12 protein-coding genes and 4 tRNA genes are annotated in these 13,201 nt (G+C 47.3%); 4 read left to right on the top strand and 12 right to left on the bottom strand.

The features are described from left to right. Positions 1-11: 11 nt before the first annotated feature. The 10 genes from pheS to VR7878_RS10270 all read right to left on the bottom strand — a co-directional run bounded on the left by pheS (position 12) and on the right by VR7878_RS10270 (position 7,255). Complete coding sequence (gene pheS, locus VR7878_RS10315) at positions 12-995, bottom strand: phenylalanine--tRNA ligase subunit alpha (RefSeq protein ID WP_074373463.1); 984 nt, start codon at positions 993-995, stop codon at positions 12-14. 253 nt (positions 996-1,248) lie between these two features. Next, positions 1,249-1,324, bottom strand: a tRNA-Gly gene (locus VR7878_RS10310). 11 nt (positions 1,325-1,335) lie between these two features. Beyond that, positions 1,336-1,422 (bottom strand) — tRNA-Leu (locus VR7878_RS10305). 260 nt (positions 1,423-1,682) lie between these two features. Continuing rightward, entirely contained in the window at positions 1,683-2,801 is a 1,119-nt protein-coding gene (locus tag VR7878_RS10300; RefSeq protein ID WP_077335897.1) for an ATP-grasp domain-containing protein, read from the bottom strand. Further along, on the bottom strand, positions 2,789-4,048 hold the full coding sequence (locus VR7878_RS10295) for a F390 synthetase-related protein (RefSeq protein ID WP_077335895.1): 1,260 nt from the start codon (positions 4,046-4,048) through the stop codon (positions 2,789-2,791). The genes VR7878_RS10300 and VR7878_RS10295 overlap by 13 nt, the downstream gene beginning before the upstream one ends. Further along, positions 4,045-4,908, bottom strand: coding sequence for an MBL fold metallo-hydrolase (locus tag VR7878_RS10290; RefSeq protein ID WP_077335893.1), 864 nt, complete (start codon positions 4,906-4,908; stop codon positions 4,045-4,047). The genes VR7878_RS10295 and VR7878_RS10290 overlap by 4 nt, the downstream gene beginning before the upstream one ends. Then, positions 4,877-5,863, bottom strand: coding sequence for an NAD-dependent epimerase/dehydratase family protein (locus VR7878_RS10285; RefSeq protein WP_077335892.1), 987 nt, complete (start codon positions 5,861-5,863; stop codon positions 4,877-4,879). Before VR7878_RS10285 ends, VR7878_RS10290 begins: the two co-directional genes overlap by 32 nt. Then, positions 5,860-6,855, bottom strand: coding sequence for a ketoacyl-ACP synthase III (locus VR7878_RS10280; RefSeq protein ID WP_077335890.1), 996 nt, complete (start codon positions 6,853-6,855; stop codon positions 5,860-5,862). The genes VR7878_RS10285 and VR7878_RS10280 overlap by 4 nt, the downstream gene beginning before the upstream one ends. Positions 6,856-7,085: 230 nt before the next feature. Next, positions 7,086-7,161: transfer RNA gene (locus VR7878_RS10275), tRNA-Gly, on the bottom strand. A gap of 20 nt (positions 7,162-7,181) precedes the next feature. After that, a tRNA-Cys gene (locus VR7878_RS10270) sits at positions 7,182-7,255 on the bottom strand. Positions 7,256-7,514: 259 nt separating this feature from the next. Between VR7878_RS10270 and VR7878_RS10265 the strand changes: the two genes are divergently transcribed. Then, positions 7,515-7,757 (top strand): TIGR02647 family protein, encoded by a 243-nt coding sequence (locus VR7878_RS10265; RefSeq protein ID WP_077335888.1) that lies wholly within the window; start codon positions 7,515-7,517, stop codon positions 7,755-7,757. A 9-nt stretch (positions 7,758-7,766) separates the two neighbouring features. Beyond that, complete coding sequence (locus VR7878_RS10260) at positions 7,767-8,597, top strand: NAD(P)H-binding protein (protein ID WP_077335886.1); 831 nt, start codon at positions 7,767-7,769, stop codon at positions 8,595-8,597. A gap of 18 nt (positions 8,598-8,615) precedes the next feature. Here VR7878_RS10260 and VR7878_RS10255 read toward each other — a convergent pair whose 3' ends face one another. Both VR7878_RS10255 and aspS read right to left on the bottom strand, forming a co-directional pair. Then, complete coding sequence (locus VR7878_RS10255) at positions 8,616-9,197, bottom strand: thymidine kinase (RefSeq protein ID WP_077335884.1); 582 nt, start codon at positions 9,195-9,197, stop codon at positions 8,616-8,618. 130 nt (positions 9,198-9,327) lie between these two features. After that, positions 9,328-11,100 carry an aspartate--tRNA ligase gene (gene aspS, locus VR7878_RS10250; protein WP_077335971.1) on the bottom strand — a complete coding sequence of 591 codons (1,773 nt, stop codon included), beginning with the start codon at positions 11,098-11,100 and terminating at the stop codon, positions 9,328-9,330. 333 nt (positions 11,101-11,433) lie between these two features. Here aspS and VR7878_RS10245 point away from each other — a divergent pair, with 333 nt between their 5' ends. Together VR7878_RS10245 and cmoA are read left to right on the top strand one after the other, a co-directional pair. Beyond that, positions 11,434-12,303 carry a DUF72 domain-containing protein gene (locus VR7878_RS10245; protein WP_077335882.1) on the top strand — a complete coding sequence of 290 codons (870 nt, stop codon included), beginning with the start codon at positions 11,434-11,436 and terminating at the stop codon, positions 12,301-12,303. Between the two features lie 100 nt (positions 12,304-12,403). Continuing rightward, positions 12,404-13,132 carry a carboxy-S-adenosyl-L-methionine synthase CmoA gene (gene cmoA, locus VR7878_RS10240; protein WP_077335880.1) on the top strand — a complete coding sequence of 243 codons (729 nt, stop codon included), beginning with the start codon at positions 12,404-12,406 and terminating at the stop codon, positions 13,130-13,132. Positions 13,133-13,201: the final 69 nt, after the last annotated feature.

Raw genomic sequence — 13,201 nt, 5'->3', positions numbered from 1 at the left:
TCACCCCTGAATTACTTGAACTGTTTGAGGAAACGCAGATCATTTTCGAAAAATGCCCGCAGATCGTTGACGCCATAACGAAGCATCGTCAGACGCTCGATTCCGATCCCGAAAGCAAATCCGGAGTATTTTTCAGGGTCAATACCAACACTGCGCAAGACATTCGGGTGAACCATGCCACACCCCAAGATTTCAAGCCATTTGCCGTTTTTCCGTTTCACATCCACTTCTGCCGACGGCTCAGTAAACGGGAAGTAAGAGGGACGAAAACGAACTTCCAGCTCTTCTTCAAAGAAGTTACACAAAAAGTCATGTAAGATACCTTTCAAATGCGCAAAATTAACATTCTCATCAATCAACATGCCTTCCACCTGATGAAACATCGGTGTATGGGTCTGGTCATAATCGTTTCGATAAACACGGCCGGGCGCAATAAAGCGTAGCGGGGGTTGGCTGGCTTCCATCGTTCTGATCTGTACGCCAGACGTATGCGTGCGAAGCATTAACTTAGGATTAAAGAAAAAAGTATCGTGATCGGTTCTGGCCGGATGATCTTCTGCAATATTCAGTGCATCAAAGTTGTGGAAGTCATCTTCAATTTCCGGGCCGGACTCAACCGTAAAACCCAGTTCACCAAAAAAGCTTTCAATCCGTTCGATAGTCCGAGTGATCGGATGAATACCACCATTTTCAATCCGGTGGCCCGGCAGCGTCACATCAATAGTTTCAGCGGCCAGTTTTTGTTCTAATTCTGCACGCTGTAGTGCTTCTTTTCTGGCAAAAATAGCTTGCTGAACCGTATTTTTGGCGGCATTAATTTCCTGACCGGCGGTACGGCGCTCTTCTGGGGGTAATTTACCCAGATTTTGCAACTGAGCCGTCAGCTCACCCTTTTTACCCAGATACTGAACACGAACTTCATCCAATGCATTCAGCGTGTCAGCAGCCTGAATTGCCGCACTTGCACTGGCAATAATCTCTTGTAGATGTTGCATCGTTTCCTCATCTGCCTTGCTCGGCAGTTCCCACAAAGGTTCTCTCGGTTTCCCGAACAATTCTTAAGTCTAATAAAAATAGCTATACATAGTAACCAAAGCCGCTTGTAAAGCCAAATTGTAATCGTTTTTCATGTGGTTATTGAACAATAATTCAGCGGAATTTGATTGAAAAAATGAGCTGTGGCGATTTAATAGAATGGGAAATAAAGATGATGCTAAGATTTGGAGAGGAAAGAGACGAAGAAAAAGTTGGAGCGACATACGAGGTTCGAACTCGTGACCTCAACCTTGGCAAGGTTGCGCTCTACCAACTGAGCTAATGTCGCATTTTCTTTGATGGTGCCCCGGGCCGGACTTGAACCGGCACAGCGCGAACGCCGAGGGATTTTAAATCCCTTGTGTCTACCAATTCCACCACCAGGGCAGAGCATATCAAAGGGTTACCTCACTGTCAGCGACTGTCGAAAGGCACTCACCGCTGAGGAACGAGACGTACTTTACTGGATTCAAAATTTTCGTCAACAAGAAAATACAACATAATGAACTGTATGGCTAAAAATCGGTCTATTGCCTCATTTTTGACGACTTTCTTAAACAGATTTATGCTTACCTACAGTGAACCCCCCCCTTCTGAATACAGCCTAAAATAGGCGAAACCGCCGCCACAGGTCTCATACTGACATGTCAGGCATGATGAATCTGTCCATTCCACTCGATATCATAAGTTGACGCCTGACTGAGTGAAATCCGCTGTTTTCTTGCTTGTCGGTAGAGTTCTGAAAAACTCAATAACGGTGCTAAAAATGGCAGATCGTATTGGTAACGCTGCATAATATTTTTACCGGAAAAATACCCCAGCCACCGTCGATAACTGAATAGTGATGAAACACCACCGGCCAGAAATATCATTGCCCCGAGATGATACAGCGATGCCAGTTCTGGTTGAGCGAAGACAAAATGAGGCTCAGCTGACTGACAAAATGGCGCAACCAAATGCAATCCACTGGTAGCCCGTGGATTACACTCAATCACATATAACCCCTGCTGATCACGAATAAAGTCAAACGAGACCTGACCATGGTAATTAAACCTTTGGCCAAATGCACTCATAAATTCGGTAATCGCGGGGTCGTCTATCGGCTGAAATGCACTGGCCGCAGACTGATTCACGCAGAGTTCCGGCCGGTATGCCTGATGGATTTGCATCTGCCCGTTCTCAAACAAGGCATAATTACAAAGCGGCTCTCCTTCAATTTTCTGTTGCTGTACCCAAGGCACATCAGCCGTAATGTTGAGATTTTTAATCGCCTGAGGGGTCACATCACTAATCACTTGCGCGCCAAAACGGGAATAAACCGGCTTCAACACGGTATCCCGACCACAGACGACATCACGATGACTCGTGATCAACCGGGTCGACGGCAGAGAAACTTGGGGTAAGCCGGACAGAGCCTCAAACACCGTATATTTGTTGTGTAACGTGAACAATAACTCAGCATCCGGCATCAGCCAGTCAACCTCAGACCTGTGCTTGACAATGTCAGCAAGAAAAAACACTTCTTCGCAGGTCGGCACAACCATATCAATGTCAAACTGATCAATAATATCGAGGATTTGCGTCTGATAATCGGCCAAGGAAAAACGCGGAGAGCTGGTTTGCACATAACCGTCGATCGATTTGAGAAATGATCCCAGCGGCTGTTTTGACGCATCGGTCATGATCACCCGATGTCCCTGACGGCAAAAAAGAGTCGCCCATTCAAGCGCCACCGGCGCACGGGCTCCGGTAATCAAAACTTGCATAGATTCACCACACGTCGCTGTTTATTCATCGGGTGCCAATCCGGCGGCGGTGCATATTCGAATCTCACCGTTCCCGCGCCCAGAGTCTGTAACACTCCCAAAACAGCATCACGAATCCGCTCATGAATCTGGGGAAGCGCTTCAATGGTTAAGCACTGAGTGTCAGTTTGAGTAATGCGATAATCAACACGTTCCTCTATCGCCAGTGTGACAGCCCGATAGACTAAATCCGGTAAGACCATCGTCTGCGCCCCATCTTGCCCGAGTCTTAAACAATCACCACAGCGGCCGGCAATGGCACCGAGCGGCTCAAACGGCGCATCATCATGTTGCGCGGCAATCACATCATCCAGCTGATAACGGATGATTGGCTGCGTTCGACGACGAAAATCAGTAATAATGGGGCTATAATGCGTTTTTTCCGGGTTTAACCAATGTTTTTCAATGTGTACGATATCCTGATTCCAGCGCATCTGCCCTTGCGTATCCGTACAAGCAAGAAACCCTTCCGTACACTGATAGACTTCATGCAGTTCACCGGCGAAAGTCTGTTCTATCAGAGCCCGATCGACCGGTGTTAATACTTCTGCCCCGGATATGAGTCGTGCAGGAGACATCTTCCGTTCCCCGAATGTGCCGCTGTACATGGCACAAAACTGGAGTGCTTGCGCACTGCCAATCAATAAGGTCGGCTGAAAACGATCCAGCGCCCGAATCCAGACATCATGCGGCTGATTTAGATCCGCGTAAAAAAACTGGATCGGCCCTTTAGCAACAGCTTTATATAGCGGGCTATTTGCCCGAAGTGCCAACGCAATCCGGTGTTTTTGCCATAAACCGGGCAGCAACTTACCCAGAATATTACCGGCCCACAGTTGCTTTTCACGCGAGTCGGCCAGAAAAAGACCTCGCTGCCCGGAAGTTCCCGAAGATAGACCGACCGTAACACTGTTAACCACCGATTGTTCAAACTGTCGGGATTGTTCCGCTTTGAGCGCAACAGACATCAATTGATCGGTTTTCAGCCCCCGGGTGTTGATCGCATCCAGATTCGCCATCATCAAGGATTTATTCATGATCGGAAAGGCTTCAAGCGGCTGATTGCGTAGCGACTGATAAAAAGGAGAATGCTCGCAAACCCACTGCAGATGTCGCTCTAATTGCTTATTCTGCCATGACTGCACTTGATCGCGAGAAGCAAACCGATGGTAACGCGCAAATGCAAACTGGCGTAACAACGTCATCATTCTAGCCACCCCTGCTCGCAGAGTGAGCGAATACTGGTCAGGCAGTGAGAAGGCACAAAGCGAATATCTGCCCTGCCCAGTCGGTAACATAACCGAAGTTGCGCCAGCGTTTGGCGATAAGCTTTAGTGTCGTCACAAATGATATTCGCCAGCCAGTGCTGATCCAGATTGTCACTGAGGCTCTCGATCAACCAACAGGCATCAGCTAACAAAAATAGCCATTGCGTATGTAATCTGACTAACATCCCTATCTGACCGGCGGCATGTCCGGGCAGGCTGACCAGATACAGCAAACCATCATCAAACAAGTCTTTACAATACAATTCAACACCGTTTAGCTGTGGTAACAGTGTATCTATTCGGCATTCAAACTGGTTATGAAACTGTAACGGCTGCTGCATCTCATCCGGAATCAATTGGCGTAAATAACCTTTTCTGACACCACTGAATCGACCGCGATTCTTAAGCGCATCAAAGCCAGCCTTGGCACAATGAATGGTTGCCTGCCCGAATTCTCTGACCGCAGCAATATGATCGGCATGAAAATGAGACAGTACCAAATGACTGACCTGTGATGTCTCAATCCCGATACGACCGAGTTGAGCCGTAATATCTTCGCCATGCTTTAAATGACACGGGGTTGTCCATGCATAAAACCGCTCCGGAAAAGTGCGCGTGGTATCAAAAAAATGTTGATGGTATCCCGTATCAAATAAAATATAGCCATGTTCAGGATGTTTAATTAAAGCAACTGCCGCAGGAAAAGCTCTGGGTTTGAGACCACTGCCGGGTTTGACGACAAACCCCGGATGAACACAATAGCCTCCTTCAAAGATTTTGAGTTGCAAACCATCTGACATATTGCTCGATTCCTTGTTTAATTGTGACATGGGGCTGATAGCCTAAAATTTCTCTCGCTTTGGTGATATCCAACGTCTGATGATGATGCAGCAGTCCGGCACTATAGCAAGTCAGACGAGGCTCCGGATTGGCCGGCAGCCGATGACGGAGCCACTCATTCACTGCCAGTAATGGTCGTAAAACCGCATAAGGGAGTCGGCGTATGGTCACCGGGCGATTCAGTGCGGTCAACAACTGTTGTAGCAGTGTTTCAACCGGCATCGGTTCGCCATTACTGATATTGAAAACCTCCCCGTGTGACAGATTTTCAATTTGCGTACAAGCCAGCATGGCAGCATGGGCAACGTTATCGACACAGGTTAAATCGACCACCGGATTGCGCCCCGATGGGAGCAGTAGTTGTCCGCGGAATACACTACTCATGACACGCGGGACAATCGCCCGGTCATTCGGGCCGAAAATTCCCCGCGGACGTAAAATAACACTCTTGACCGGACTGTTTGCCACTACACGCTCCGCGTGATATTTGGTTTTCGCATAGTCATTACACCATTGACGCGCCAGCGCATCATTTTCGGTAATGGCCCATCGGTCAGCGTAGTCAAAATAAACACTGGTCGTGGAGATATGAACCAAATGCGATACATGCTGAATGCGGGCCGCTTCAACTAAATTCTGAGTCGCGGCTACATTGGCTTGAAAAAATTGCTCGTATGTTCCCCAGGGGCTGGAGAGTGCTGCACAGTGAATGATGGCATCAACCCCCTCACAGGCTTTGATCAACGCTGTGCGATCATTTAAATCCAGTAAATACGCGACGGCGGTAAAATCACGTTCGAGCTGCTCGGCAATCTTCCGGTTCCTGGCGATAAAACGGAGTTGATGCTGCTGATGAAATAATCGTATCAGCGCACTACCCAACATACCGCTGCCGCCGGTAATGAGAATTTTCATAGATAAATCAGTCCCATCCCAAGGGATAGCCCCGCAGCCGATCCCATCAGTAACACACTTTTCCCTTTTGTATCCGGTTCCTGTCTCAGCAAATGAAGATTAATTGGAATAGACGCTGCCACCTGATTACCCAAAGTCGGAAAACGATTAATAACCTGCTCGGCTGCAAATCCGGTAATTTTGGGCATTTTTGCTAAGGCCCGAAAGCTCGCCTGATGAGGCAGTAAATAATCAATATCTGCTGGCGTTAGTTGTACCGACTCTAATCCTGCCTTCAGAAACGTCGGTAATACCTGAGCGACCTTGCGAAACAGATTTTTACCATCCATAAAAAAGCGGCATACATCGAGATTTTCATCATGGGAGATCCGGTGCGGATTGAGAAAACTGCCGCCCCCGGGAATCTGACAATACTGATACCCGGAATGATGGGTTTCAAAACGCCGGGCAATGAGTCCGGGACTCTGCTCATTGGCTGCAAGTAAAAATGCTGCTGCACCGTCAGCAAATAATGTGGCCGTTTCTTTCTGCGGCGGAAAAGAGCGGTTTAGCGTTACACCCGTTGCCACCTCACTGGTGACGATCAGAATACGCTGATAACGCTTGGCTAAAAAAAGGCTGTGAGATAAATCCAGTGCCGTTAAAAATGATAAACAGGTGCTATTTAAATCGAAGCTTTCGACACCGAATGGTGCATCAAGAGCAGCCAGCAATGCGGATGCATCATAAGGTAATGACTGATGATGTGTTCCGCTGGCATAAATCACCAAGTCGATATCAGAGAGGTTTAATTCTGTCTGGCTTAAGCAATCTTCGACTGCCCTGCGACCCATTTCGATCGCGCTTTCCGTCTCTCCGGCCACATGTCGGTATGCCACACCAAATCTTTTGTTGCACGTCCCGACTGGCAACGCCAGAAAAGCGTCCATTTGCTCCGAAGACCACCGATTTTTAGGTAAATAGATACCACTGGAAACAATATCGAATGCCATAATTTCTCATCACACCAAAATAAAAAACAGTGTTCAAAATACTATGAGGTGACGTGTAAGTCTAGCCTATTTCATCATTTATCATAACAATATAGGCTCAAGTTCACATTCTGATTAGCACAATGTCATTGAACGAAAACAAGGAGATCGAAACGAGGATAAGGAATATAAAAGCATATTTACGACAGTGAGACTGCCTGAGCAGAAAGAGAGATAAGGGGGAGAAAATTTGGAGCGACACACGGGGTTCGAACCCGTGACCTCAACCTTGGCAAGGTTGCGCTCTACCAACTGAGCTAGTGTCGCATTGAAGTCTCAGAAGAGGATGGAGGCGCGTCCCGGAGTCGAACCGAGGTCCACGGATTTGCAATCCGCTGCATAGCCACTCTGCCAACGCGCCAACCTAGATGCATCGAAAAGATAAAATCACCATTTCTGATACGGGTTCGCATTCTACGGATTCACCCAATGCAGTCAACAAAATTTTTTGCTTTTTGAATCATTTGCCTATTTTACATCCAAATGATGCCAATCTCGCTGATTGGCCTGATAAAGCCTGTCAGATTATTCACCTGACATAACAATTTCAACATTCAACTGTTGCGATATACAGCAGTTATTTCTATGGTAATGCCATCCATTTGTGAATAGGTGACACTATGAAATTTACTGCGCAGCAACTTAATGAGCTCAATTTACTGCTTCAGTTTGATCTGAATAGTCGTGATACCGGCATTAAAGTCCACAAAACTGCCGAAAAGAAAGTACAAGATGCCGTTGATGCCCTCTATCGGAAAAAACTGTGTACCCATCCGGACGGGGGGTATTTAACCGATGAAGGCATTGAAATCGCTCAGGATGCTGACCGCATTCTTCGCGTGCTGGCTCAGGAATCGGAATAAATATCCAATATGACGAAACATATCACGATTATTGGCGCCGGCTGGCTTGGTTTACCGCTGTCACATCACTTGTCTGATTCTTGCCGCGTTTTTGCCAGCAAAACCACACCTGCAGGCGCTGATGCGCTAAAGCTTGAGGGGATTCGCAGTTTCTGCTTTGATTTCGAACAGTCTGAACATCCTTTAGCGGAAACACTGACAGCCCAAAATGCAGAAATTGTGATTGGCTGCTTTCCTCCCGGATTCAGACAGAATAAGCAGGATGAATATGCGCATTATTGGCGCTACCTGATCGAGCAATGCAAAATCGTGCAAGTGAAAAAGTTAGTGATGATCAGCACAACGGGTGTTTATCCCAGTCATCCCGGTATCATGACAGAACAAGATGCGAGCCTGATGCTCGCGCAGGCAAATGCTGATTTTAGTGAATCAGCCCGGATCTTACTCACAGCAGAGCAGCATGTGATCGATAGCGGACTGGATTATGCCATCCTGCGCTTTAGCGGATTAATCGGCCCCAAACGCCACCCGGCCCGGTTTGTTCCGCGGCTCAAACAAGTCAGCTCACTCGCACCGGCAAATATGCTGCATCTTGATGATGCCATTGGCAGTATCCGTTATATCCTTGAACAAGAACTCTCCGGGATTTTTAACGTCACTACGCCACAAACCGTCAGTAAAGCAGAATTTTATCAAGCAGCATTGGACAGTGTCTCATCAGAAGCTGATTTACCTCCGGTTGTTGCACAAGAAGATAAACGTATCAGCAGCGACAAACTTCGCCACTGCGGCTATCAGTTTCATTATCAAAACACACTGGACACACTTCGCTACCTATAACGACTCCTCCGGGGCGAATCAGAGCCGCCCCAAGGCCTCTTTATAGTGTTTCCGGCAGACGGAGACATAACGGTCATTGCCACCGATATCAACCTGAGCACCTTCGGCAATCGGTTGCCCTTGCGCATCGACACGCACGACCATATTGGCTTTTTTGCCGCAATGGCAAATGGTTTTCAGCTCAACTAATTTATCTGCCCAAGCTAACAGATGCTGACTTCCGGGAAAAAGCTCACCTTTAAAATCAGATCGCAGTCCATAACACAGAACAGGGATGCCCAGTCGATCGACGACATCCGTCAACTGATACACCTGTTCTTTTGACAGAAACTGACATTCGTCGATCAAAATACAGTCCACTTTCATCTGCTGATGTAATTGGTCAATTTCCTGAAATAGATCGGAAGTCTCACGAAAAAGATAAGCCTCTTCTTCTAACCCGATTCGGGAACTGACTTTACCAACGCCGTATCGGTCATCGATCGCTGCGGTATAAATCACCGGGTTCATGCCCCGCTCCCGATAGTTAAAAGAAGATTGAAGCAGTGTGGTCGATTTCCCTGCATTCATTGCAGAGTAATAAAAATACATCTGGGCCAAAGTATTTTCCTGTGTTCATGAGCGGGCAATCCAGATATGAGCCAAATTGCCTGTACAACTTATTTCTTTTAATACTAATAAATACGAAAAAGGTGGCAAGAAGCCACCTTTGTTACATCATTTCGCTTAATCAAACATTTTCAAATTTAGCACGCACAGCAATCGCCAGCTCTTCAAGTGCGGCGGGGTTCGCTTCACTTGGCGCTTCCGTCATCGGGCAAGCTGCCGCGGTTGTCTTCGGAAATGCAATCACATCACGGATATTTTCTGTACCACAAAGCAGCATCACCAGACGGTCAAAACCAAAAGCTAAACCGGCATGAGGCGGTGTACCGAATTTCAGGGCATCCAATAAGAAGCCGAATTTCCGACGCTGCTCATCTTCTTCAATGCCTAAAATATCAAATACCGCTGTTTGCATTGCAGAATCATGGATACGAACCGAACCCCCACCGACTTCATAACCATTCAAGACCATATCATAGGCATTGGAATTGACATTGGCCGGATTAGCTTTTAACTCATCAGCGGTGACACCTAATGGTGAAGTGAACGGATGGTGCATCGCATGAAGCTGACCTTCGTCATCTTCTTCAAACATTGGGAAATCAACCACCCAAAGTGGCGCCCAGGCAGACTCATCGGTCAGTGACAAGTCAGTCCCCAGTTTTAACCGCAGCGCACCCAACGCTTCTGACACAACGTTGGCTTTATCGGCACCAAAGAGAATGATGTCGCCGCTTTGCGCCTGCGTGCGCTCCAGAATCGCTTCAATCACCGACTCAGACAAGAATTTAGCCACCGGTGACTGAATCCCTTCCAGACCGGCTGCGCGATCATTGACTTTCAACCATGCCAACCCTTTCGCACCGTAGATCGATACAAATTCACCGTATCCGTCAATCTGTTTACGCGTCAGGCTTGCACCACCGGGAACACGAATTACGGCAACCCGGCCTTTGGCATCATTGGCAGGGCCAGCGAAGACTTTAAACTCAACATCTTTGACTAAATCAGCAACATCGACCAGTTCCAGCGGGTTACGCAGGTCAGGCTTATCACTGCCGAAACGACGCATTGCTTCACTATATTTCATCACCGGAAATGCGCCCAAATCGACATCCAGCAGTTCCTGCCACATCTCGCGGACCATTTTTTCGGTCACAGCACGCACTTCGTCAGCGGTCATAAATGACGTTTCAATATCGATCTGCGTAAATTCGGGCTGGCGATCGGCCCGTAAGTCTTCATCGCGGAAACACTTCACAATCTGATAATAACGGTCAAAGCCGGACATCATCAGCAATTGCTTAAACAACTGAGGTGACTGCGGCAATGCATAGAATTTACCTTTATGAACCCGGCTCGGCACAAGATAGTCACGTGCACCTTCCGGTGTTGCTTTGGTCAGAACCGGTGTTTCAATATCGAGAAACCCTTGTCCGTCGAGGAAACGGCGCACAAAGCTTGACGCACGCGCACGTAATTTGATGCGGTCACTCATTTCCGGACGACGTAAGTCCAGATAGCGATATTTCAAACGCTGCTCTTCAGAGTTTTTCTGATTAAAGTCCAATGGCAATACGTCAGAGCGGTTGATAATTTCCAGCTCAGTGGCAAGGATTTCAACCTCTCCGGTCGCCATATCGCGATTAATCTGAGAATCCGGACGCGCTCTGACTTCACCGGTCAACCGAATACAAAACTCACTACGCAGTTGGTTGGCAACCTCAAAGATATCTGCCATATCAGGGTCAACAACAACCTGAACCAGTCCTTCACGATCTCGCATATCAATAAAGATCAGGCCGCCCAGATCCCGACGACGATTCACCCAACCACAAAGTTCTACATTCTGCCCGACAAGGGACTTGTTGAGGTGACCACAATAATGGCTACGCATAATGAGTTTCCCAATTTCCAATAACTGATTCAAATCTTCACTGCCCGCTTTCATTTCCAAACCAGCGGACAACAACAAAATATCCTAAATAACTGTGCGACTGTTCAACCAAGTGATTCCGACATACAATGCTGATTCAATATTTGATAATCACGTTGCATTGGATCACACTATTCGATGACTCGGTAAACCTGAAGAGCATCGCTACATTCATAACTCAGTCGCAGTTGTCACCGTATATAACGGTGTAAAAAAGTAGGCGCTGATTATAGCGCTAAAAGACCGGCTTCTTCAAAACGATATCGCGTATTTGGCACAATTTAAATTGAAAAAATGACAAACACACTTCCTATCCGACTCGGACTCACACTCTGGTCACACCCACAATGGCAGCAAACCCTGTATGGGCGAGGTACTTCCGTTGCCGAGAGACTCGAAAAGTACGCGCAAGTTTTTCACACTGTCGAAGGGAATACAACATTCTATGCATCCCCTTCCCCCACCACGGTTGCCAACTGGAAAGCGGCTACCGGCCCGGACTTCAGATTTACCTTTAAATTACCCAAACAAATCACTCATGAGTTGATGTTGAATGGCTGTGAAGATCTACTGAACCATTTTATGCAATTGATGGCACCTCTGCACGAGAGGGTTGGCCTATGGACGATTCAACTCCCTGCGGTGTTCAGTCCGGCACAGCTTCCAGTGTTACAACGTTTCTGTCGTTACTTTCCGGCTGATTACCCTTTAGGCGTCGAAGTCCGTCATCCGGCCTTTTTTCACAAAGGCTCCGACGAAAAACGATTCAATCAATGGCTGGTCGAAACTCAGGCGGATCGCATTATTATGGATAGTCGTCCTGTATTTGCCGCGCTGCCGAACAGCGATGCAATCATCGATGCGCATAAGAAAAAACCTCGGGTTCCTGTTCATGCGATTGCTACAGCGAATCGTCCAATGGTTCGTTTTATCGGCCACCCGGAGATGGTTGAGAATGATGCCTTTTTCGCGCCTTGGATACAAAAACTTCCGACATGGATTGCGCAAGGGAAACAACCCTATCTGATGATTCATACCCCGGATAACCAACTCGCTCCCGAATTGGCACAACGCCTGTATCAACAGCTACAACAGCAGGTCGGATTACCTGATCTTCCCCCTTTTCCCGGTGCGACTGCCGATAACCAGATCAGCATGTTCTAATCTGCCCATGATGACAATCACCCAGTTATTGCATAAAATACGCCCCTTTTCTTGGTTCTGCCCCTATCGCAGTTTGTCATAGAGATATCACGAGGCTTACATGAGTCATAAAGACACCATCTATTCAGCACCGATTCAACAGATCGGTGACTTTACATTCGATGAACGGGTTGTTGAGGTCTTTCCTGATATGATTCAGCGTTCCGTTCCCGGTTACAATAATATTATTTCGACTATCGGGATGCTGGCAGAACGCTTTGCCAAACCAAATACCAATATTTATGACCTCGGTTGTTCTCTGGGAGCCGCGACCCTCTCGATGCGTCGTCATATTCATCACGAAGGTTGTCACATTATTGCGGTCGATAATTCATCAGCAATGGTTGAGCGTTGTCGAATGCATATTGAAGCCTATCGTTCCGATACACCGGTTAAGGTCATTGAAGCAGATATCCGGGACATCGAGATCACCAATGCATCCATTGTGGTGCTGAATTTTACTCTCCAGTTTCTGTCTCCGGATGATCGCAGCCAGTTGTTGGAAAATATCTACCGGGGATTACGTCCGGGCGGTATTCTGATTCTGTCTGAAAAATACCGCTTTGCGGATACAACAACCAATGATCTACTCATCGACTTACACCACGAATTCAAACGGGCCAACGGCTACAGTGAGCTGGAAATCAGTCAGAAACGCAGTGCCATTGAAAACGTCCTCCAACCGGATACGATTGAAACGCACAAAAATCGTTTCGCCCGAATTGGTTTCAGCAGTTTTGACGTTTGGTTCCAGTGTTTCAACTTCGGTTCAATGTTTGCTATCAAATAATGTTGGCAGGGCAAATTAATGATTTGCCCGACTTCAGGCGAAACAGCGCCTTTCTCTGCTGAGGATATT

Source organism: Vibrio ruber DSM 16370, assembly GCF_900163965.1.
GTDB classification, from domain to species: domain Bacteria; phylum Pseudomonadota; class Gammaproteobacteria; order Enterobacterales; family Vibrionaceae; genus Vibrio; species Vibrio ruber.
The sequence above is the reverse complement of the archived record's forward strand: the minus strand, read 5'-3'. Positions and strand labels throughout refer to the sequence as shown.

Bases quoted from the DNA above. Each gene is read 5' to 3' on its own strand.
- aspS (WP_077335971.1), bottom strand. From the start codon at position 11,100: ATGCGTAGCCATTATTGTGGTCACCTCAACAAGTCCCTTGTCGGGCAG.
- VR7878_RS10260 (WP_077335886.1), top strand. From the start codon at position 7,767: ATGACGAAACATATCACGATTATTGGCGCCGGCTGGCTTGGTTTACCG.
- VR7878_RS10245 (WP_077335882.1), top strand. From the start codon at position 11,434: ATGACAAACACACTTCCTATCCGACTCGGACTCACACTCTGGTCACAC.
- pheS (WP_074373463.1), bottom strand. From the start codon at position 995: ATGCAACATCTACAAGAGATTATTGCCAGTGCAAGTGCGGCAATTCAG.
- VR7878_RS10285 (WP_077335892.1), bottom strand. From the start codon at position 5,863: ATGAAAATTCTCATTACCGGCGGCAGCGGTATGTTGGGTAGTGCGCTG.
- VR7878_RS10290 (WP_077335893.1), bottom strand. From the start codon at position 4,908: ATGTCAGATGGTTTGCAACTCAAAATCTTTGAAGGAGGCTATTGTGTT.
- VR7878_RS10300 (WP_077335897.1), bottom strand. From the start codon at position 2,801: ATGCAAGTTTTGATTACCGGAGCCCGTGCGCCGGTGGCGCTTGAATGG.
- VR7878_RS10295 (WP_077335895.1), bottom strand. From the start codon at position 4,048: ATGATGACGTTGTTACGCCAGTTTGCATTTGCGCGTTACCATCGGTTT.
- cmoA (WP_077335880.1), top strand. From the start codon at position 12,404: ATGAGTCATAAAGACACCATCTATTCAGCACCGATTCAACAGATCGGT.
- VR7878_RS10265 (WP_077335888.1), top strand. From the start codon at position 7,515: ATGAAATTTACTGCGCAGCAACTTAATGAGCTCAATTTACTGCTTCAG.
- VR7878_RS10280 (WP_077335890.1), bottom strand. From the start codon at position 6,855: ATGGCATTCGATATTGTTTCCAGTGGTATCTATTTACCTAAAAATCGG.